Origin of the sequence: Streptomyces sp. ASQP_92, from assembly GCF_025399895.1 — a bacterium.
GTDB lineage: Bacteria > Actinomycetota > Actinomycetes > Streptomycetales > Streptomycetaceae > Streptomyces.
In genome coordinates, this window is record NZ_JAODUA010000011.1 from 118,788 (window position 1) to 140,384 (window position 21,597).

15 protein-coding genes and 1 pseudogene are annotated in these 21,597 nt (G+C 72.6%); 8 read left to right on the forward strand and 8 right to left on the reverse strand.

Annotated features, from left to right (window positions below; translation table 11 throughout):
* Positions 1 to 22 precede the first annotated feature (22 nt).
* The 3 genes from N4G70_RS22895 to N4G70_RS22905 form a co-directional block, all read right to left on the reverse strand.
* Entirely contained in the window at positions 23 to 1,114 is a 1,092-nt protein-coding gene (locus N4G70_RS22895) for a type III polyketide synthase (RefSeq protein ID WP_261714564.1), read from the reverse strand.
* A gap of 28 nt (positions 1,115 to 1,142) precedes the next feature.
* Positions 1,143 to 2,348, reverse strand: a complete 1,206-nt coding sequence (locus N4G70_RS22900) for a cytochrome P450 (protein ID WP_261714565.1) — start codon at positions 2,346 to 2,348, stop codon at positions 1,143 to 1,145.
* Between the two features lie 841 nt (positions 2,349 to 3,189).
* Positions 3,190 to 4,815 carry an IclR family transcriptional regulator C-terminal domain-containing protein gene (locus N4G70_RS22905; protein WP_261714566.1) on the reverse strand — a complete coding sequence of 542 codons (1,626 nt, stop codon included), beginning with the start codon at positions 4,813 to 4,815 and terminating at the stop codon, positions 3,190 to 3,192.
* Positions 4,816 to 4,995: 180 nt separating this feature from the next.
* On the opposite strand from N4G70_RS22905, the gene N4G70_RS22910 reads away from it, so the two are divergent.
* The 7 genes and pseudogenes from N4G70_RS22910 (at position 4,996) to N4G70_RS22940 (ending at position 12,470) form a co-directional block, all read left to right on the forward strand.
* Positions 4,996 to 5,775 (forward strand): CoA transferase subunit A, encoded by a 780-nt coding sequence (locus N4G70_RS22910; RefSeq protein ID WP_261714567.1) that lies wholly within the window; start codon positions 4,996 to 4,998, stop codon positions 5,773 to 5,775.
* Positions 5,772 to 6,404 (forward strand): annotated as a pseudogene (locus N4G70_RS22915) (3-oxoacid CoA-transferase subunit B); the annotation flags it as partial. The gene N4G70_RS22910 and the pseudogene N4G70_RS22915, both read left to right, overlap by 4 nt.
* A gap of 467 nt (positions 6,405 to 6,871) precedes the next feature.
* Complete coding sequence (pcaH, locus tag N4G70_RS22920) at positions 6,872 to 7,522, forward strand: protocatechuate 3,4-dioxygenase subunit beta (protein ID WP_261714669.1); 651 nt, start codon at positions 6,872 to 6,874, stop codon at positions 7,520 to 7,522.
* A 44-nt stretch (positions 7,523 to 7,566) separates the two neighbouring features.
* Positions 7,567 to 8,175, forward strand: a complete 609-nt coding sequence (locus N4G70_RS22925) for a protocatechuate 3,4-dioxygenase subunit alpha (RefSeq protein WP_261714670.1) — start codon at positions 7,567 to 7,569, stop codon at positions 8,173 to 8,175.
* Complete coding sequence (gene pcaB, locus N4G70_RS22930) at positions 8,159 to 9,484, forward strand: 3-carboxy-cis,cis-muconate cycloisomerase (protein ID WP_261714569.1); 1,326 nt, start codon at positions 8,159 to 8,161, stop codon at positions 9,482 to 9,484. The genes N4G70_RS22925 and pcaB overlap by 17 nt, the downstream gene beginning before the upstream one ends.
* Positions 9,485 to 9,790: 306 nt before the next feature.
* Positions 9,791 to 11,167, forward strand: coding sequence for an alpha/beta fold hydrolase (locus N4G70_RS22935; protein WP_399036486.1), 1,377 nt, complete (start codon positions 9,791 to 9,793; stop codon positions 11,165 to 11,167).
* A 1-nt stretch (position 11,168) separates the two neighbouring features.
* Positions 11,169 to 12,470, forward strand: a complete 1,302-nt coding sequence (locus N4G70_RS22940) for a 4-hydroxybenzoate 3-monooxygenase (protein ID WP_261714571.1) — start codon at positions 11,169 to 11,171, stop codon at positions 12,468 to 12,470.
* A gap of 135 nt (positions 12,471 to 12,605) precedes the next feature.
* On the opposite strand, the gene N4G70_RS22945 is transcribed toward N4G70_RS22940, so the two are convergent.
* Positions 12,606 to 13,280, reverse strand: coding sequence for a DNA-binding response regulator (locus tag N4G70_RS22945; protein WP_261714572.1), 675 nt, complete (start codon positions 13,278 to 13,280; stop codon positions 12,606 to 12,608).
* A gap of 328 nt (positions 13,281 to 13,608) precedes the next feature.
* Here N4G70_RS22945 and N4G70_RS22950 point away from each other — a divergent pair, with 328 nt between their 5' ends.
* Entirely contained in the window at positions 13,609 to 14,163 is a 555-nt protein-coding gene (locus N4G70_RS22950; protein WP_261714573.1) for a GNAT family N-acetyltransferase, read from the forward strand.
* 81 nt (positions 14,164 to 14,244) lie between these two features.
* On the opposite strand, the gene N4G70_RS22955 is transcribed toward N4G70_RS22950, so the two are convergent.
* The 4 genes from N4G70_RS22955 to N4G70_RS22970 form a co-directional block, all read right to left on the reverse strand.
* Entirely contained in the window at positions 14,245 to 15,891 is a 1,647-nt protein-coding gene (locus tag N4G70_RS22955) for a serine/threonine-protein kinase (RefSeq protein WP_261714574.1), read from the reverse strand.
* Between the two features lie 175 nt (positions 15,892 to 16,066).
* Complete coding sequence (locus N4G70_RS22960; RefSeq protein WP_261714575.1) at positions 16,067 to 16,960, reverse strand: phosphorothioated DNA-binding restriction endonuclease; 894 nt, start codon at positions 16,958 to 16,960, stop codon at positions 16,067 to 16,069.
* A 28-nt stretch (positions 16,961 to 16,988) separates the two neighbouring features.
* Positions 16,989 to 20,753 (reverse strand): caspase, EACC1-associated type, encoded by a 3,765-nt coding sequence (locus N4G70_RS22965; protein WP_261714576.1) that lies wholly within the window; start codon positions 20,751 to 20,753, stop codon positions 16,989 to 16,991.
* Positions 20,750 to 21,166 carry a hypothetical protein gene (locus N4G70_RS22970; protein ID WP_261714577.1) on the reverse strand — a complete coding sequence of 139 codons (417 nt, stop codon included), beginning with the start codon at positions 21,164 to 21,166 and terminating at the stop codon, positions 20,750 to 20,752. The genes N4G70_RS22965 and N4G70_RS22970 overlap by 4 nt, the downstream gene beginning before the upstream one ends.
* Positions 21,167 to 21,597 lie beyond the last annotated feature (431 nt).

Genomic DNA, 21,597 nt, shown 5'->3' on the forward strand with positions numbered 1-21,597 from the left:
CGCGTACTGCATCGAAGCTGGTTCAGAGCTGCGCGGTCAGGGCGCTGAGCTCACGCTCGATGCCCGGGCCCGCGTTCCAGCGGCCCACCCCGATCTCCGCGGTGATGCCGGGCCCGAACCCGGCGATCAGGCCCCGGGCGCCGTCGTCCATGCCGCCCTCGTCGAAGAGCCGGGCGAGCGCGTCGAAGACCACCGAGCTCGCGATGTTGCCGCGCTCGGTGAGGGTGGCGCGGCTGAAGCGGAACATCTCCGGGCCCAGGTCCAGGAAGTGGCACAGGTCGTCCAGGATGCGCGGGCCGCCCGCGTGCACGATGTAGAAGTCGAGCTCGCCGACCTCCCAACTGTGCTGCGCCACCAGGGTTTTGAGGGCCGGGGCCAGCATCTCCATGGTGCCCGGCACCCGCTTGTCGAGCTGGAAGTGGAAGCCCGTCTCGCGCACCGCGTAGGAGATCCAGTTCTCGGTGTCCGGCACCAGGTGCGAGCCGTTGCGCTCGATCCGCATGCCGACGCCGCCCTCACCGCGTACCACCGCGGCCGAAAGGGCGTCCCCGAACAGGCCGTTGGAGAGCAGGGAACCCACGCCGATGTCGGTGGGCTGGTAGAGCAGCGAGCAGAACTCGCACGACACGATCAGCACATTGGAGCCCGGGTAGGCCGTGATGAAGTCGTGTGCGCGGTTGATCGCGGCGCCGCCCGCCGCGCAGCCGAGCTGGGCGATGGGAAGCTGACGGGTGTCGGAGCGGAACCCCATCGTGTTGATCAGCCAGGCGGTCAGCGAGGGCATCATGAAGCCCGTGCACGACACGTAGACGATCAGGTCGATGTCGCCGGGTTCGACATCGGCGTGGGCGAGCGCCCGGCGCACCACGTCGGGCACCCGCCGCTTGGCCTCGGCCTCGTACACGTGGTTGCGCGTCTCGAACCCGGGGTGGTCCAGGGTGACGTCGAGAGGCTGGACGAGGTGGCGGGTCAGGACGCCGGTGTTCTCGATGAGGCGCAGCACCAGATCGCGCTGCGGGTGCCCGGCGTGCATCTTCCGGGCGAGCGCCAGGGTCTGCTCCTGGGTGATGACGTGTTCGGGTACGGCTACCGCCGGTCGGCACAGGGTGGCCATCGGTCTTCCCTTCTGAGGTGGGGGTCGGTCACCAGGCGACCGGAAGGCTGAGCGGGTGGCGCCAGATGGAGTGGGTGTTCCACGGCACGTCGCCGGGTTCGCCCGCCGCCCGGATCCCGGGGAAACGGGTGAGCAGGGAGGTGAACGCCACCTCCAGTTCCATCTGGGCGAGCGGGGCGCCGAGGCAGTGGTGCGCGCCCCAGCCGAACGTCATGTGCGGGACGGATCCCCGGTCGAGGTCGACCTCGTGGGGCCGGTCGAACTTGCGGGAGTCCCGGTTGGCGGTGAGGTAGGAGACGTGGACGATGTCCCCGGCCCGGATGAGCACTCCGCTCAGCTCGACGTCCTCGGTGGCGACGCGGGGGATGCCGACGCCCTTGCGGAACGGGATGAAGCGGAGCAACTCGTCGAGGACGGCGGGGAAGCGGTCGGGGCGCGCACGCAGGCCATCGAGGATGTCCGGCCTGGTCAGCAGCGTGTACGCGATGTTCCCGAGCTCGTAGGTGGTGGTGTCCTGGCCGGTGATGAGCAGCACCATCGCCATGACGGCGAGCTCCTGGTCGTCCAGGAGTTCGTCGCCGTCGCGGGCGGTGGCGAGGGTGGAGATCAGGTCGTCGCCGGGGGAGCGGCGGCGGGCGGCGGTGAGCTCGGTGAAGTAGGCGCGCAGGTCGGCCTTGGCCCGTACGGCGGCCTCGCGGCCGGCGGCGCCGATGTTCATCATGGTCAGCGCGTGGGCGCGCAGCCAGTCCCGCTCGCCGTCCGGGATGGCAAGGACCTCGCAGATCGTCACCAGGGGCAGCGGTGCGGCGATGTGCTCGACGAAGTCGGCGGGGGAGCCGTGTGCGGCCATCGTGTCGAGCAGCTCGTCGACGACGCCCTGGGTGCGCTCGCGCATACGGGCCACATGCTTGGGGGCGAAGCTCTTGGCGACCAGACTGCGCAGCCGGCTGCTGGCGGGCGGGTCCATCAGGTTGATCGACTCGGCCTGCACGATGGGCTCGGGCGTCATCCTCGGAAAGTCACGGCCGATGACGGCGCTGCGGCTGAACCGCCGGTCGGTGGTCACCGTCCGCACGTCCTCGTACCGGGTGACCAGCCAGGCCTCGCCCTCCCCGTACGCCATCCGGATCCGCGCCACCGGCTCCTCGGCCAGCATCCGCTGGAGCTGGGGATCGAATTCGAGGGCGTCGGCGTAGTCGAAGGGGCAGCTCCACACGGTGTCTGTGGTCTCCACGAGGCGTACTCCGGTGTGTCAGGGACGAGCTGAGCAGGGGACTAGCCCTGTATCCCCGGGAAGGATCATGGGCATGTCCGCGGTGGCGTGAATTAACCGATTAGAGGGAGAGTGCGGGGGGCGTGGTGACGGTCCGTCCCCACGCCCTCAGCCGGAACGCCGGCCTGAGCGCCCCGGCCCCTGTGGGCGGCCCGCCCTCTGCCCCCGCAGGTCGGCTGGTCCCGGCGGGCGGCCCGGGCGGTTCCCCGCGCCCCTAACCCCTCTCGGTCGCGCGGACCGTGGTCGCCTTTCGCGCAGTTCCTCGCGCCCCTGAAACCCGCTTACGTGTGCAGACCGCGAGTGGCTTGGCGCGCAGTTCCCCGCGCCCCTGGTTGCTCGGTGCGGGCCAGCACAGGCCACCTCAGCCCGTCCGGCGTTTGAGGACGAGCGCCCTTAAGGCGCGAACGGGGTCTGGGGCGGAGCCCCAGGAACCCGGTTTTCGGCTGCGGACCGTGCCCGCTTGTCGCGCAGTTCCCCGCGCCCCTAACTACTCGGCGCTGGCCCGCATCGAGGCACCTCAGCCCGTCCGGCGTTTGAGGACGAGCGCCGTTCAGGCGCGAACGGGGTCTGGGGCGGAGCCCCAGGAAGGCCCGAACCATCCAACCCCGCTGTACGGGCGGGTGGGTGGGCGAGGTGCCTCGGGGTCTGGGGCGGAGCCCCAGGGGGGCCGGAACCAACCAACCCTGCGCCTACGGGCGGGTGGGTGGGCAAACCCCTGGGGTCTGGGGCGGAGCCCCAGGGGGCCGGGACCGAACAACCCCGCTGCACGGGCGGGTGGGTGGGCAAAGGGCCCCCGGGGGCGTCACGACGTGGGGGTCTGGCAGAAGCGACTCACCACGTGCAGATCCCCCTCGATCCGAGAGGCCACCGCGCGCAGCACGGGCAGCACCTCCACCACACACCGCCCCACCGTGCGCCGCGTCGTGTGCATGGCCACGTTCACCGCCGCCACGGCCCGCCCCCCGACCCCCCGCACCGGCACCGCGATCGACCGCAGCCCCTCCTCCAGCTCCTCGTCGACCAGCGCGTATCCCTGCTCCGCGACCCGGTCCAGGAGGTCGGCGAGTACGGCCGGTGAGGTGATGGTGTGCGGGGTGAGCGCCGACAGCTCCGTACGGCCGAGCCGTTCCGCGCGCTCCTCGGGGGGCAGATCCGCGAGCAGCACCCGGCCCATGGAGGCGGCGTACGCGGGGAAGCGGGTGCCCAGGGTGATGTTGACGCTCATGACGCGGGCGGTGGCGACCCGGGCCGTGTACTGGATGGCGTCGCCGTCGAGCACCGCGAGGGAGGCCGAGTCGTGCACGGTGCGCACCAGCGCGGCCAGGTGCGGCGCCGCGATCTCGGGCAGCGTCGTACGGGACAGCGGCGGGCAGCCGAGCGCCAGGACGCGCGGGGTCAGGCGGAAGGTGCGGCCCTCGGTGGCGACCAGGCCCAGATGGTCGAGGGTGATCAGGGCGCGCCGGGCGGTGGCGCGGGGCAGACCGGTGGCCTCGGCGACCGCGCTGAGGGAGAGCTCGGCCCGCCCGGTACCGAACGCGGTCACCACGGTGAGGCCCCGGGCCAGCGACTCGACGAACTCCGCGCCGAGCTCCCGCTTCGAGACGGCGGCCGGGCTCGCGAGCGCGTGCGGGGCCGCGGGGGCGGGCACGCGGTCGTGGGCGAGCGCGTCCCCCATGGCCAGGGCGGCCGTGCGCAGCCGGGGCAGTACGGCCGCGCGCAGGGACTCGGCGCTGTGGCGGCTGGTGTGGCTGACCACGCTGATCGCGCAGAGAGGGACACCCGCCGGGTCGCACAGCGGCACGGCCACCGCGATGAGGCCGGGCTCGATGAGCTGGTCGTCGAGGGCCCAGCCCGTGGCGCGGGCGCTCGCGGCCCGCTCCTCGAAGTGCTCGCCCGCACCGGGGGGTACGCCGGGAAAGCCGAGTCCCTCCGGGTCGGCGGCGCGCCGCTCGCGCCAGGACTCCCACTGTTCGGGCGTCCAGTGCGCGGCGAACAGGGGCCCGGCGGCGGTCCGTTCGGCCGGCAGGAGGTCGCCGATGCGGAAGGTGAGGGACATCGCGCGGCGCCGGGTGCTCTGGTGGACGAAGCGGATGCCGTCGCCGTCCGGGACCGCGAGTGACACCGACTCGTCCAGTTCCGCGGCCAGTTGGACCGCGTACGGACCCAGCAGTTCGGGCAGCCGCAGGGCGCCGAGATAGGCGTTGGCAAGCTCCATCAGGCGCGGGGCGAGCGTGACGGTGGACCCGTCGAGGCGCAGATGTCCCATGCGGACGAGCGTGGACGCGACCCGGTCGACGGTGGAGCGGGCGAGCCCGGTCGCCCGCACGAGCTCGCCGAGCGTGAGCCGCCCGTCCGCGTCACTGAGCGCGCGCAACACCGCCACCCCGCGCATCAGCGGACCGACGGCTTCGGCGGGAGCGGCGCGCATGGGGCCTCCTGGGATGGGGAGTTGGGGTGGCGGGGGAACAGTGCGGGGGGTGTTGACGGGCGCACCCTTCGACCGCAGACTCGGGGCGGCCGCGGTGATGAACCTTAGTTCATCTGGCGAACAACGCCTCTCCACAAGGCCATCGAGCGGGCACGGATGGGAACGGGCGGGGAGACATCCATGGACAAAGTCGTACGGGATCCGGCCGAAGCGGTGGCCGACATCCCCGACGGCGCCTCTCTCGCGGTGGGGGGCTTCGGGCTCAGCGGGGTGCCGAACGTGCTGATCGCCGCCCTGTACGCCCAGGGCGCCACCGCGCTGAGCGTGGTCTCCAACAACTGCGGGGTGGACGACGCGGGCCTCGGCGTGCTGCTCGCGGCCGGCCGGATCGCCCGCGTCACCGGCTCGTACATCGGCACCAACAAGGAGTTCGCCCGCCAGTACCTGGGCGGCGAGCTGGAGGTGGAGCTGGTCCCGCAGGGCACCCTCGCCGAACGCCTGCGGGCCGGCGGCTGCGGCATCCCCGCGTTCTACACCCTGGCGGGCGTCGGCACCCAGGTCGCCGAGGGCGGACTGCCGCTGCGGTACGGGCCCGACGGCGAAGTGGCCATGGTCTCGCAGCCCAAGGAGGTGCGCGAGTTCGGCGGCCGCGCCCATGTCCTGGAACACGGCATCACCACGGACTTCGCGCTCGTACGGGCCTGGAAGGGCGACCGGCACGGCAATTTGGTCTTCAGACGCGCGGCCCGCAACTTCAACCCGCCGGCTGCGATGGCGGCGAGGACCACCCTTGCTGAGGTCGAACTCCTCGTGGAACCGGGCGAGTTGGATCCGGACGGCGTCCATGTACCGAGCGTATTCGTGCAGCGCGTCGTGCCGCTGACGCCAACCCAGGTGGCCGACAAGGGAATTGAGAAACGTACGGTGCGGCCCGTGGCGGGGGAGGCGGAGGACCGGTGAGCGGGTGGACACGGCAGGAGATGGCGGCCCGCGCGGCGGCCGAACTCGCCGACGGGAGCTGCGTCAACCTCGGCATCGGCCTGCCGACCCTGGTCCCGGGCCATCTACCGCCGGGCGTGGATGTGGTGCTCCACTCGGAGAACGGCATTCTCGGCGTCGGGCCGTACCCCCTGGAGGCGGACGTGGACCCGGACCTCGTCAACGCGGGCAAGGAGACGGTGACCGTGCTGCCCGGCGCCGCGTTCTTCGACTCCGCGCTGTCGTTCGGGATGATCCGTGGCGGCCATGTCGACACCGCGATCCTCGGCGCGATGCAGGTGTCGGCGGCCGGCGACCTCGCCAACTGGGCTGTTCCGGGGCGCCTGGTGAGGGGGATGGGCGGCGCGATGGACCTGGTGCACGGGGTGCGCCGCGTGATCGTCCTGACCGAGCACACCGCGAAGGACGGCACCCCCAAACTCGTGGACCACTGCACCCTGCCGCTCACCGGCCGCGCCTGCGTACACCGGGTCATCACCGACCTGGCCGTCCTCGACATCCACCCCGACGACGGTTTCGTCCTCGTCGAGACGGCGCCGGGTGTCGAGGTGGCGGAGGTACGGGCGAGGACCGGGGCGGAGGTTCGGGTGGGAGGGGAGCGGGGCGGTGACGCCCGGTCCGGGGGCGCCAGGGCAGGGGGCGCCAGGGCCGGGGGCGCGGAGACCGAAGCGCCCGACCGTACGGCAGGCAGCGCGGCAGGCGAGCGACAGGGAGAGGTGGCAGGGCGATGACGCTCACGCAGGACCAGGCCGGGTCGGAGGCGCTCACGCAGGACCAGACCGAGTCGGAGGCGCTCACGCAGGGCCAGACCGAGTCGGCGACACAGGAGCCGCCGGGGCACGGCCTGGCCTACCGCAGCGGCGCCCTGCGCGTGCCGACGCGCGCCCCGATAACCGTGCGGGTGCCGCCACCCGCGCCCGCGGGGACGCGTGCACCCCTGGTCGCGGGGACGCGTGCACCCCTGGCCGAGGGGCCGCATGCACCCCTGGCCACAGGGACGCATGCACCCGTGCCCGTGGAAACACGTACACCCGTGCCCGTGGAAGCGCGTACACCCGTGCCCGTGGAAACACGTACACCCTTGGCCGTTGCGGCGCCGTACGGTGATCCGGAGGCGGTCGAACGGTACGGCCCGGTGTTCGGCGTCACCGAGGTGACCGCCCTCGACGCGGACCTCACCCGCCAGCACCCGGGAGAGCCGCACGGCGAGCGGATCACGGTGTCGGGCCGGGTGGTCGACCGCTCGGGCCGCCCGGTCGTGGGCCAGCTCGTGGAGATCTGGCAGGCGAACGCGTCCGGCCGCTACGCCCACCGGCGCGACCAGCACCCGGCCCCGCTGGACCCGTCCTTCACCGGAACGGGGCGCTGTCTGACGGACGCCGAAGGCCGGTACGCCTTCACGACAATCAAGCCGGGCGCGTACCCATGGGGCAACCACGAGAACGCGTGGCGCCCCGCGCACATCCACTTCTCGCTCTTCGGCAGGGCCTTCACGCAGCGCCTGATCACCCAGATGTACTTCCCGGGCGACCCCCTCCTCGCGTACGACCCGATTCTGCACACGGTGACCGACCAGGCGGCGCGGAACCGTCTGGTGGCCGCCTACGACCCCCAACTGTCAGCACCAGACTGGTCGTTGGGCTATCGCTGGGACATCGTCCTGGACGGCCCGGAGGCGACGCTGCCCGAGCCGGAGATGACCGCGTGAGCCGCGTGAGCCGCGTGAGCACCGAGCGTGCGGGGCGGCAGGCGGTGCCGCGGGGCCACGCGACGCCGGAACCCACCGGGCTCGGCCCGACCCCCGCGCAGACCGTCGGGCCCTTCTTCGGCCACGCCCTCCCGTTCCCCGCCGGGGGCGAGATCGCGCCCGCCGGGCACCCGGACGCGATCACCGTGCACGGGTATGTGTACGACGGGCACGGCGAGCCCGTACCGGACGCGCTGTTGGAGTTCTGGCAGGCCGCACCGGACGGTTCCCTCGCGGGCACCCCGGGTTCCTGGCGGCGCGACCCGGCCGACGGCGCCTTCCTCGGCCGCGACGGGCTCGGCTTCACGGGCTTCGGCCGGGTGCCGACGGGCGCGGACGGCCACTGGTCGGTACGCACCCTGCCGCCACCGCCGGCCGCGCCCTATCTCGCGGTGTGCCTGTTCGCGAGGGGGCTCTCCCGCCACCTCTTCACCCGGGCGTACGTCGAAGGGCTGGGCGGGGACGCCGAGTTGACGGCGATCGCCGGTGAGCGGGGCCGGACGATGCTGGCCCGGCGCGAGGACGCCCCGCACGGCGGCCGCCCCGGACGCTTCCGCTTCGACGTCCACCTCCAGGGGGAGAAGGAGACGGTCTTCCTTGACTTCCACGCGTGAGACCGGGCGCGGGGCGGAGGCGGCCGGCCACGGGGACGTCGGCCTGCTCACGCCGGTGAGCGCGGGGAGCCCCGCCGAGGCGGCGACCGGCGACCGCGCGGTGCTGCGCGCGATGCTCGACGCCGAGGCGGCGCTGACCCGGGCGCAGGCGCGGCTCGGCGCGGCACCCCGCAGGGCCGCGGACGCCGTGACCCGCGCGGCCGACCCGGGCCGCTTCGACGCCCGGAGCCTGGCCCTGCGGGCCGGGGCGGGCGGCAACCCGGTGATCCCCCTGGTGGCCGACCTGAGGCGGGCCGTGGCGCATCTCTCGCCCGGCGACGAGGAGTTCGTCCACCGGGGTGCCACCAGCCAGGACATCCTGGACAGCGCGCTGATGCTGGTCGCCGCCCGCACCCTCGACCTCATCACCACCGACCTGGCGGCGACGGCCACCACCCTCACCGCCCTCGCCGACCACCACCGCACCACCGCGATGGCGGGCCGCACCCTGACCCAGCACGCGGTGCCGACCACGTTCGGCCTGAAGGTGGCGGGCTGGCGTTCCCTGGTCCTGGACGCGCGCGACCGCGTCGTACGGGTCAGGGCCGGCCTGCCCGCGCAACTGGGCGGCGCGGCGGGAACGCTGGCAGCGTTCGAGGCGTACGGGATGGCGGGCGGAGAGCTGGTGGACGCGTACGCCGCCGAACTGGGCCTGTGCGCACCGCAGTTGCCGTGGCATGTGCTGCGTACGCCGGTGGCGGACCTGGGCGGCGTCCTCGCGTTCTGCGCCGGGGCGCTGGGCAAGATCGCTGCGGACGTCCTGGTGCTGGGCCGCACCGAGGTGGGGGAGGTCGCGGAGGGCACGGGCGGGGTCTCGTCCTCGATGCCGCACAAGAGCAACCCCGTGCGCTCGGTCCTGATCGCCTCGGCGGCGCGGCAGGTCCCGGCGCTGGCCTCGGTCCTGTACGCGGGCCTGGCGGCGGAGGACGAACGCCCACCCGGCGCCTGGCACGCGGAGTGGTCCCCCCTGCGCGAGGCCCTGCGCCTGTGCGGCGGCGCGGCGAACGCGACCGCGACGCTGTGCGCGGAGCTCCGCGTCTTTCCCGAACGGATGAGGTTCAACTTGGCCTCGGCGACGGCTGGTTGGACGCCCGCCCCGGACGGGCCGGTGCTCGATCGTGTGCGGGATGCGCCTCATCCGGCGGGGGGAGTCGCGTCGGCGCCCGCTCCTGCGCAGGGGACGGGGACGGGGGCGGCGGAGGCGTTGGTGGAGGGTGAGCTGCGGAGGCGGCCGACAGGGGGCCCACCACCGGCGACCCGCCCCGTGTGAGGCGACCCCCCTATGAGCCCTCCGTAAGGAACCCCCATGCCGAACCCCATGCCGGCCTCTGTGCCGAACCCCATGCCGAACCTTGCGCCGGGCTGTGTGCCTGATCCCGCGCCGGCCTCGGTGCCTGGCCCCGCGCCGGCCTCTGTGCCTGGCCCCGCGCCGGGCTGTGTGCCTGATCCCGCGCCGGCCTCTGTGCGTGGCCCCGCGCCGGGCTGTGTGCCTGGCCCCGAGCCGACCTCTGTGCGTGGCCCCGCGCCGGCCTCTGTACCGATCTCCGCGTCGGCCCCGCGCCCCACCCTCGTGCTCGTGCCCTCACTCGGCACCACCCAGGACCTGTGGCGGCCCCAACTCGCGCTGTTGAACGCCCACTTCAACGTCATCCGCTGGGACCTGCCCGGCCACGGCGACACCCCCGCCTCCCTGCTTCCCCCCGACCCCCGCCCCACCCTCGAAACCCTGGCCACCCTCCTCCTTGAGCGACTCGAAGAACTCCGCGTCGACACCTTCGCCTACGCGGGGATCTCGCTCGGCGGTGCCGTGGGCGCGTGGCTGGCCGCGCATCACCCCGAGCGGGTGAAGTCGCTCGCGCTCCTGTGCACCTCCGCCCACTTCGGACCGCCCGAACCCTGGCTGGAGCGCGCCCGTACCGTACGGGCCAGGGGGATCGGGGAGGTCGCCGAGAGTGCCCCGAACCGCTGGTTCACCCCGGCGTTCCGGCCGCCGCCGGGCCTGCTCGCCGACCACCACCGCGTGGACCCCGGGGCGTACGCCACCTGCTGCGAGATCCTCGCCGGGATCGATCTGCGCCCCGATCTGGCCCGCATCACCGCCCCCACCCTGGTGATCGCGGGCCGGGACGACACCGCCACCCCGCCCCCGCACGCCCGCGAACTCACCGACGGCATCGAAAACGCCGAGCTCCTCGAACTCCCCCGCGCGGGCCACCTGGCCAATGTGGAGCGCCCCGAACCCGTGGGCCGGGCGCTGCGCCGCCACTTCGCGGCGCACCGGGCGCCCGCCGATCACCCGCGCCCCGGCCCCGCCCGCGAGGCCGCACCCGAACCTGCCCGTGCCCCCGCCCACGACCCTGCCCGCGCACCCGCACCCGAGCCGGGTCGCCCCCTTGCCCCCGACCCCCTCCGCCGAGCCGGCGAGGCCGCCCGCCGTGCCGTACTCGGCGACGCCCACGTCGACCGCGCCCACGCCCGCACCACCCCCTTCACCGCCCGCTTCCAGGACTTCATCACCCGTTACGCCTGGGGCGAGATCTGGGGCGGATCGCCGAGCGGGACCTCGGCCAGTACCCCGGCCGGCACCGACAGTCCTCCGGCCGGACACACCACCCTGGACCGCCGCACCCGCAGCGCCATCACGCTCACCGCACTCGTCGCGGGCGGCCACAAGGACGAGTTGGCCCTGCACGTCCAGGGCGCGCTGCGCAACGGCCTGACCCCCGACGACATCGCCGACGTCCTGCTCCAGTGCGCCGTGTACTGCTCGGTCCCCGCCGCCAACGCCGCCTTCGCCGTCGCGGAACGGGCGATCGAGGCGTACGACGGCCATGCCGACCTGGTCGACCCCAGCGACCGCACCGACCGGGTCGACCACAGCGACCACACCGACCACACCGACCACACCGACCGGGTCGACCACACCCACCACGCCGATCAGAAGGGGAGCTGACATGCGCGCCGCCCACGAGCGACCCGTCCCCGCCCGCACCACCGTGGGCATCATCGGCGCCGGACCCGCCGGACTGCTGCTCGCCCGGCTGCTCCACAACGCCGGGGTCGACTGCGTGGTCCTGGAGAGCCGGGACCGCGCGTACGTCGAACAGCGTCAGCGCGCCGGCATCCTCGAACAGAGCACCGTCGACGTGCTGCGGGCCGCGGGCGCCGGGGAACGCATGGACCGCGAGGGGCAGCCGCACGACGGCATCGAACTCCGCTACGACCGCCGCTCCCACCGCATCGACTTCCCGTCCCTCACCGGGGGTCGCGGCGTGATGGTCTACGCCCAGACGGAGGTGGTGAAGGACCTGGTGGCCCTTCAACTGGCCGATGGCGCAGCCCTGTTCTTCGAGACGGAGGTGCAGGCCGTCGAAGGCATCGAGGACACCGACCACGCCCCCGGCGCCGGCCGCACTACGAGCGCCACCCGCCCCGCCCCCGCGCCCCGCACCCCCGGTCCCGTCATCCACTACCACCGCCTGGGCCACGGCCCCGCGACCCTGACCTGCGAGTACGTCGTCGGCTGCGACGGCTTCCACGGGGTGGCGGCGCGCACGGTACCCGCGCCGCTGCGCACCACCTACGAGCGCACGTACCCCTACTCCTGGCTCGGCATCCTGGCCCAAGCGCCGCCCCGCTACCAGGAGTTGATCTATGCCCACTCCCCCCGCGGCTTCGCCCTCGCCAGCATGCGCTCGCCCACCGTCAGCAGGCTCTACCTCCAGGTCCCCAACGGAACCGACCCCCGCGACTGGCCGGACGCCCGCGTCTGGGACGAGCTGGACGCCCGTCTGGCGACCGACGCCGACCCGGGGTGGAAGCTGGAGCGCGGAGCCGTGACGGCCAAGGCGGTGCTGCCCATGCGGAGCCGGGTCGTCGAGCCGATGCGGTACGGGCGGCTGCTGCTGGCCGGCGATGCCGCGCACATCGTGCCGCCGACCGGTGCGAAGGGGCTCAACCTGGCCGTCGCCGACGTCGTCGTCCTGTCCCGGGCTTTCGTCCAGCGCCATGTCACCGGCTCGACGGAGCTCCTCGACGCGTACTCCCAGACGTGTCTGCGCCGCGTCTGGCGCGCCCAGCACTTCTCGTACTCGATGACCGAGCTGCTCCACGTGGACCCGGCGCAGTCCCCGTTCCGGACCCGCCTCCAGCTGGCCCAACTCGACCGCATCGCCCACTCGCGGCACGCGGCCGCGGAACTGGCGGAGAACTACACGGGCCGTCCCATCAACCCGGCGTCACACCAGGGGAGTTGAGCCCGCCCCATCCTCGGCCGCGCCCGCCCCGACGCTCGCAACAACACCGGCACCGGACCCACGTGACCCGCGCGTCCCCTGTGCCGCTCCCCGCCCGCATCCGCCTCACCTCACCCCGCCCGCATCCGCCTCAACTCACCCCGCCCGCAGCCCGCCCTCCAACTCGCGGGCCCGCAGCCCGGCCTGGAAGCGGGAGGTCGCCCCCAGGGTCTCCATCAGCTCGGCGACCCGTCTGCGGTACGTCCGCAGGGACATCCCGAGGTGGCGCGCGGCCGCCTCGTCGGTGTGCCCGGCGCCGAGCGTCCGCAGGATGCGGTGCGCGTCCGCCCCCAGCGCGGGAGCCCTCCGCAGCAGATGGGCGTCGAGATCCGGCGAGGACTCCCACGCCGCCTGGACCAGCGACCTGAGCCCCGCGACGACATCCGGCGTACGGATCACCGTGTAGGTGCGCGGCCCCGCGCCCGGCGCGCCCGCGAGGATCGCGACCCGGCGGTCCAGGACGATCGTCTCCTGGACGAGCGGTGCCGAGCAGATGCGGATGTGGGCCCCGCCGGCGGCCATCCTGGCGAGCCGACGCTCGGCCCGGGCGTCGGGGAGCGCCTCAGGGGTGTAGAGCTTGCGCAGGGCGAGCCCACCGGGCTCCGTGGCGGGGCGCAACCCGGCGGCGAAGGCGGTACGGACCCCGGCCGACCAGGTCAACGGGTCGGCCGCGGCGACCAGGAACTCGTGCCGGGTCCCCGCGAACAGATGCCCGGCGCGGTCGATGAGGGCGCGTTCGCCGTGCAGGGTCACGATGGGTTCGTCGTTCATGGTCCGGCCAGTGTGAGCGGCCCGCCGGGCCGGGTCAACGGGCGTCGAGGCGTCACGGGGCCGGACCTGCCCCCCGTCCCCAACGCGCGCCGAGGCGCCAAGGGACCGGACCTGTCCCTGTCCGCAACGCGCGCCGAGGCGCCAAGGGACCGGACCTGCCTCCGTCCCCAACGCGCGCCGAGGCGCCGCAGGACCGCGCCCGCCCCGCCCCTCCCCACTTCTTCTCGCCGCCTTTCCGCTCTTCCCTCTCTCTCCCCCTCTCCCCCCTCATCCCCTCTCCCCGCCTTCCCCTGTTCCGAGAACCGCCGTGACCTGCCACGCTGTTGCGATGACAGAGGTGTTCTTGCGGCGGTTGTCCCGATGGCAGGCCGAGCAGCAACGGGAATCCGTCGCCGACCTGTACGTAGCGGCGTACGAAGAGGTGCCCGGCGTGCAGTCGTTGGGCCGGAGTGGTTTCCTGCGCCGCTTCGAGGAGGATGTGCAGCGCCCCGGCTTCGACATGATCATCGCGGGCGATCCGTTCCTGGTGGGCTGTGCCTACGGATACCCGCCCGGGCGCGAGGGCGAGTGGTGGCACGGCTTCCGGGGTGCCGTGACCGACGGAACCGAGGAACTGGCAACCTCCGACCGGGTGTTCGCGCTGGCCGAGCTCATGGTGCTGCCCGATCGCCGCCGCACCGGTATCGCGACCCGCCTTCAGGAGCGACTCCTGGAACGCCAGGAAGCCGACCTCCTCACCACCCTGATCGCCCCCACCAACACCCCCGCGGCAGCGGCGTACACATCCTGGGGCTGGACCAGATCGCTCCGTCCCCCGACCGCCGCGCCGGCCCTCACCGAGGGGGAGCGCACGGAGGCCTGGATCCGACGCCCGGCGGGCTGAGTACGAGGGCGCGACGGGAGAGCTCAACGGGGCGTAATGGGGGCGCGTCATGGGGGCGCGTCATGGGGGTGGCTCCCCGCGTCAGAGCCCCTCCTTCACCGCCCGCGCACGCCGGGCGAAGACCGCCGGGACGACGTAGATCATCGCGAGTGAGCCCAGGGCCAGGAGGAAGGAGAACATGCCGTTCAGGGAGTCCACGAGGTTCTGGTAACTGGTAACCACCCCGTGGTGACGCGCCGCCACGCCCATCGCGTTGTACGTGCTGATCCCCCACCAGCCCTGCACTTCGAAGAAGGCGAGGACCAGCCAGAAGACCTGGTTCATGCGGCACCACTGCCCGATGGGCATCCGCCTCCGGCCTGCCGTGAGCCGGGCGCAGAGCGCGAGCAGACCCGGTACGGCGATCACCCGCACCCAGCCCATGAAGCTGGGCTCCGCGAACACCACCAGATACGACCCGATGCCCAGCGGCAGCAGCCAGAACAGCGCGAACAACGGGCGCCCGAGCAGCCCGCCGTAAACCCAGGAATGGTCACGGGCCGCCATGGGGAACCCGGAGTCGGGCGAGTACGAGTACGAGTGTGAGTACGGGGACGAGTAGGGCGGCGGGGTGCCGGGCGGGGGAGGGGGCGGGGGTGTGGAGGGCCGGGACGGCCCGGCTCCCTGCGTCGCGGCACCGTGAAACGCGCCAGGGCCGAAGAACGGCGCCTCGGGCCCGCCGGACGGTGCTCCGGGCCTGCCCGACCCGGACCCGGACCCGGACCCGGAGGCGGGGCCCCCGCGCCAGGCCTCGTCCCCGACCCCGCCTCCCCTCCCGGCGCCGGGGTCGGGGCCGGGGTCGGGTTCAGTCTTCACCCGTGCCTGCCCGAGGTCGTCCTGCGCCTCCAGGTTGAGGAGCTCTTCCGACGTACGGGCGATCGCGGACGCCACCGCCGCGGGCAGCCAGGTGTCGCCCGTGGTGTCCAACGCCCGTGCCCGGACGTGGAGTTCGGCTGCGGTGGGACGCCGTTCGGGGTCGTGATCCAGGCAGTGGGAGATGAGCAGCGTGAACTCCGGTCCCACACCGCCGAGTTCGTCGGGGCGCGTGCCGCGCCGTGGGGTGATGCCCGTGGCGGCGAAGGCCAGCGTCAGACCGTAGCTGTAGATGTCGCTCGCGGCCGTGACGCGCTCCCCGTACGCCTGCTCCGGCGACATGTACGCGGGCGTACCGATGCGGGCGCCCGACAGGGTGAGCCCGGTGTCCAGGGCGGCGTGCACGATGCCGAAGTCGATGAGCCGGGGGCCCGAGGTGGACAGCAGCACGTTGGACGGCTTGAGGTCCCGGTGGACGAGGCTCTTGCCGTGGACGTGCTCCAGGGTCTGAGCGAGGTCGGCCGCGAACCGCCACAGCGCCTGTTCGGACAGCGGCCCAAACGTCTCCACCGCGTCCTGGAGGGAGGGGCCCGGCAGGTAGTGCGACGCGTACCAGGGGTGCTGCTCGTCGACCCCGGCATCCACGACCGGCACCGTGCCGACCCCGGCGACCCGCCGAACGACGTCCACCTCGCGCCGGAACCGGTCCCGGAAACCGGGCAGGGCCGCCATGTCGGAGTGGATGAGCTTGAGCGCCACCGACCTGCCGCCGGGGGTGCGCGCCAGATAGACCCGCCCCATACCCCCTTCGCCGAGCCGCCCCAGCACCCGGTACCCACCCACGGCACGCGGATCCCGCTCGTCCAGCGGTTCCATCAACTACCCCCCGATACCCCCTGATGACCCGCCCCGCATTCTGACACGCCGTCCTCCGCCCCCTCCTCCGGCCCCGAACCCAGCACGCAGGCCCGCCTGTTGGAGGGTCGGGGCGCCGACTCAGATGGCGGCGAACCGTGGACCGCCGTGGCCTGTTCGCGGTAGGGGCGCGGGCTCAGGTGGCGGCGGACCGTGGAGCGCCGTGGAAAACCTGACTGGTGTGCCAGGAACGGTGGGCCTCCGCGACGGGGCGGATACCGGGCTGGGGGCCGAGGACGGGGCGGCCGGCAAGCGCGGTGACCTGCTCGCGGGCGACCTGACTGCGCCCGACGAAGCGCTGTGAGACCAGGATGCGGTGACCGTCACCTATCCCCAGGACGCCCTTGTCGAAGAGCTTGTGGTGCAGCGAGCACAGGCACAGGCCGTTGTCGATGTCGTCGGGCCCGTCGAAGGCCCACCAGCGCACGTGCGCGGCCTCCAGCCCGACGGAGGTCGTGCCGATGAGGCCGTCGTAGCCGCAGAAGGCACACCGGTACTCATACGCCACCAGCACCAACTCCCGCATGTGGCGCCCCCGTTGACGCCGCTCTGGCATGGCGGGCCCGCCGGCCTCCACGGCTTCCAGTTCCAGGCCGACCGCGTCGCAGAGGTCCTGGTGCAGCGACGGGGGGAAGTTCAGATCGAGCAGGATCCTCGCCATGCGGCCCAGCAGCGAGGGCTCCCGCCCGATCGCGGCCCGGAGCTCCGGGACGAGCCGCCCGGCGGCCCGGCCGGCACGGAGTTCCCGCACCCCGGTGCCAGGGCTGCCGAGACCGCGCTCGGTCCGCACTTCCCACACCCCGTCGCTGACCAGATGGTGAAAGGGGTAGGCGGGCGTGGTCGCGCGCGGCGGCCCGTACTCCACGAGCAGCCGCCGCAGATCCCCCTCCACCGCGCTGTACACCAACTCGCCCTCGCCATCAGCCTGGTACCGCCCCAGCGCGTACAACAGCAACAACGGCTTGTGCGGCGCCCGCACCCCACCCCGACTCCACTGCCTCAGCTTCGCGACCCGCTCAAGCCAGTCCATGCGGGTGATCGTAGTGAGGGGGTCCGGCTCATCCCCGCTGCTCGTCCGTCTCGTACAGCCTCCAGGCCGGCCAACGAGCGGCCTCGACTTCACCGTTCAGGCTGCTCAGAAGGGTGCGCCGGTGCAGCATGAGTCGGAGGTGGCGTGCCGGATCGGCGCCCTCCTCGACTCCTCTGTCCAGCAGTACAGCTCTGGTGGCGGTGTCGCCGGCCCCTCCCACCAGAGCGTCCGCCGGGTACCCGTGAACGGTCTCGCCCAGCGTCACAGTGGCTCCCACCTCGCGGGCAAGGGCCCGGTACAGGCGTTTGAGCAGCACGTCTTCGGTGCCGTCACGCCGGGGTACGCCGTCGCGCTCCGCGGCCTCCAGCAGCGCGCCGGCCACGCCTCCCCGTTTCCGCCAGCGCTCCTTGTCCCCGACCACGATGAGGTGACTGCGCGCTCGGGTCACGGCGACGTTCCAAAGGTTCAGTTGTCCGGCGACCCATTCGACGGCGCCGGGGTGCATGCCGTCCCCGGCGACGAGGGTGAACACCATGACATCGCGTTCACCGCCCTGGAAGGTGTGCACCGTACCGATGCGCAGACGCCGCTCGTCGTACGGTCGCAACCGCCGCCGCAGTGCTTCGGCTTGCGGCGCGAACGGGGTGACGACACCGACGGTAGCTTCGGGCGGTAGCTGTTCCAGCAGGTAGTTGACGCTGTCGTGCGCCTTTCGGATCTCGTCTTCGTTGACCCAGGAGCCACCTGACCGGGGGCGCGAGGCCCGCCCCGGCACGTCCGTCCAGATGACGGCGGGCCGCGGCAGACCGGGGCGGCCGCGAGTGTCGGTAAGGACGGTCAGCCCGCCGTCGTAGAAGAGGTCGTTGGAGATCGCGGCGATGTGCGGATGGCAGCGGAAATGTTCGTCGAGGAGCAACGTGCCGCCCACGGCGCGTTCGGCGGCATGGAAGGCGGAGTGGCGCCGGTAGGCGAGGCGGTGTTTCTCGAGCCACTCGGACCGCAGCCCGTTCTCCCGGCGAATGAGCGCCTCGCGGTGCGGGCTGGTCTTCGTGATGTGGGTGAGCTGCATGGGATCGCCGATGACGAGGGCGCGCCGCGCACGGAAGAGCAGCGGCAGGATGTGCGGGATCGCGCACTGGCTGGCCTCGTCGATGACGACCAGGTCGAACAGGGCTGGGGCCAGCGGGAAGCGTCGCGCGGAGAGACTGGTGACGGCCCACCCAGCGACCGCGGGGGTGTCCGACGAGCCGTCCGAGCGGCCCAGAACTTTCCGCATCTGCGGCCAGTCGCTGCGAGCACCGTCCTGGGCGGTCAGCAGATCGAGGATGCGACGGCGCCCGGTCCAGGCGGCGGTCTGCACCGTGGTGGCGAGGAGAGTACGCGAGGCTTCCTGGACGCCGTTCTCGGCGTCGCGCAGTGCGCGCGCGAGCGCCGAGTCATCCACGGAGGCCGCGTGCTCGCGCCCCTCGCGCCATTCCGTCTCGGCCGCGGCGAAGCCGGCGAGCGCGAGGCAGCCGACGGCGGAATCGCCGTCGTACCCCTGTAGGCCTGCACCGCGCAGGAACCGGGTCCGGCGCCACGATCCGAGGAAGCGCGCCCGGGAGAGGCGGCGCGCCTTGTCCTCGAACTCGCTCGGTCGGGGCAGACGATCCAGAAGGTCCTGTAGGTCGGCAACGGCGATTCCGAGCTGTTGCGCGTGATGGTCGCGGGCCTCACCTGCCCGGCGCAGCCGCAGCTCCGTCTCCGCGATGTGCGCCAGGGTGCTCCGCACTTCTGTCAGCCGATCGTCGGCCACGGCCGCTTCCATGGACGCCGTGGCCACGGTGCACGACGGCTCCGGGCCGGTGCGCAGTGCGTGCAACGCGGCCACTTCGTGCTCCGCGTTGCTCTTGGCGTTCTTCCGGGCCGAACCTGTTCGTACCATGCTGCCGGGCACCAGCGTGTCGCAGCGGCGCCAAACCTCGTCCACGGCCTCGTTGTTGGTGGACGCGACCAGTACGGTCTGGCCGGCGGAGATCGCGGTCGCGACGAGATTGGCGACCAACTGGCTCTTGCCCGTGCCGGGCGGCCCGGTGGCGACCGTGAGTCGGCGGCTCATCGCGGACCGCAGCACCGTGGACTGCCCCTCGTTGCAGGGCAAGGGCGTTACGAGGCGCACCGGTTGGGGCTCGGTGTGGCCGAGGGATCGGTCCCGCTGCGAGGCTTGGGGCGCGAGGGCCCCCAGAGCGGTCTTCTCGATCTGATCGGTCCGGTTGGCGATGTCGGCGAAGTCGTTGAGCAGGCGCTTGGTGAAGCCCGTCTGAGGGCGCGCGGAGAAGAGAATCGCGGTGTTGCGGGCGCCGTGACCAGGTGTGTGGACATCGATGCGGCCGGCGAGCCGGTCGGGCTGGAGCTCCTGCACACACGGCAGCTCGAACTCCTGGGTGAGGAGGTTGCGTACCTCCAACGCCATACGGTCGTGTTGCCCCCGATGCCAAGACGGCTGGAACGTGTCGATGAGCTGGGTGGCCTCCTCCTCACCGATCCAGTCGAGGGCCAGTTGGGGGTGCGGCTGGACAGGACCGTACGGCTTCAGCCTCACCTCCCCGTCGCCCTGGACGATCTCGACTCGGCGTACCAGGAGCGGCGCGAACTTCGGATGCCGCCAGGGGGCCGCGGAACGCGGCCCGGTGAGGACCACGGCCGGGTAGCCCGCCCAGAGCTCCGCGTCCTCCTCGGCCGCCGCGTCCACCAGCGCGGCCGCTTCCTCGGGAAGCGCGGTGCATCCGTCGTCGTCCACGTCGCCGGAGATGAACCTCTCCGAGCCCTCCAGGCATACGTACGACGTGTTCTGGTGGCCCACCTCCATCAGAGGCGTCTCGGCGTCTTCGGCCATGACGCACTCGCGGTAGTAGTCCAGCAGGGCGGTCCAGGTGGGCTGTGCAGGAGCGGACTTCGCCGGATGCGGCCGCGGTGGCTCCTCGACGCCGGGGCGGGGTCGCGGGCGCAGTGGATCGAGGGTAGGGGCCCGACCGAAGGGACTGTCCGCGATGACGATCCGGTCGTCGACGCCGAGCGCGGACTGCACCGGGACCTGACGGCCGCCGTCCTGGGCACGCATACGCCGGTTCACATAGTGGAACAGGTCGCTGACCTGTACCGCGCTGCCGCCGTCCTTGCTGACCTTCCCCGTGCGCAGCGCCTCGATGACCTCACCCGTGAACGCCGACGGCTTCACGACGTCGCCGCCGCCCGCGTCGGCGAACGAGTCCTCCCCGGCACGTGAGGACGACAGTACGTACACACCTCTGCTGGTCAGCGGGGGACCCTCACCGGATTTCGCCACAGAACTGTCAGGACGACGGTCCGATGTACGCAGCCCCATGGCGAACCCGCCGCTCCGACAGCAGTCGATCATCACGATCTTCTGCGGTGCGACGCACTCTTCCAGCGCGTCATTGAGGAACCCGGCGCTGACCGCGGTCGCGGCCACTCTGTCGAAGTCGGTGTCTTTGGCGACGAAATGGAACTCGCCGCCGTCGCGCACCGTGCGTACACCGTGCCCGGAGACATAGACGAGCGCGAGCTCGTCCTCGTCGCGATCCTGAAGGAACTCACCGATGACCGCCCGCATGTCGTCCGCAGCCAGATCGGATTCGGTCTGGACGGAGACGAAGTTGCCGATGTTGCGGTGCTTCAAGACCTGGGAAAGCCCCCATACGTCCGCTCGGACGGAGGCGAGTGGCGAGAAGCGGCCGTCGTCGTAGTGCTCGTTGCCGATGAGGAGAGCCCGGCGCTTGTGGAGGCGGGTCACGCCGCGGTGTCATCCGGTGCGGTGCCGTCATCGCCGGAGATCCGGTCCTGGAATTCCCGGACCATGCGTTCCTGCGCGGCGTCGGGGCGCCCGGTGATCTCGACGGAGTCACCCGCGATGGTGACCACGACCCTGCGGTGCCGCTCCTTGGCGCACCACTCCTTGATCAGCGTGATCAGGACCTGGGACGCCGGCCGAACGACAGCGGCGCCGGTAGCGGCCCAGAGGGCCACTTCGCCCATGCCCGTGCCCTTGCGGCCCGGTCCGGCGGGCCCCTCGGCGTCATGGAAGCCGACAACGAGACCGTCAACCCTCCCCAGGCTGTCGTGCAGATCCCGGGTGAGGCGTTCCTGCCGGAGTGCGTCGCCGCCTGTGGGCACGGTCAGTGTCCACTGCGGTCCCCCGTCGCGCATGTGCTGCTCCTCGCGTTCGTTCTGTGCCTGGCCTGTCTGTTCAGCGACTTTTGCATGAGGACGTTCGCTGGTGACAGCCCAGAGGGGAGGGGAGGGACGGCATCCGGCCACCTCGGCGCTGAGCAGGAGCAGTGTCTCGGCGGCCACCGACAAGCGCGCAGGCACCAGCTGGGGCCACGGGACCGCGTGCCTCTCCCGGCCGGGCGCTTTCCGACTGCTCCCCAGGAGTCCGTGCCTGACCTCTGCCGACAACCCCGCTGACGGGAAGGAGATGCTGTCCCAGTCAGGAACTCGGCGCCGAAGACATCCGCTTCCTTTCTTGGCGGCCACCCCTGTCGCGGCGGCGTACTCACTGCCGCCGCGATGCTTATGCGCCGTTGCCGGCGACGGCGACGGACGGGGTCTTCGGCACGCCCGCGCCTCCGAAGCGG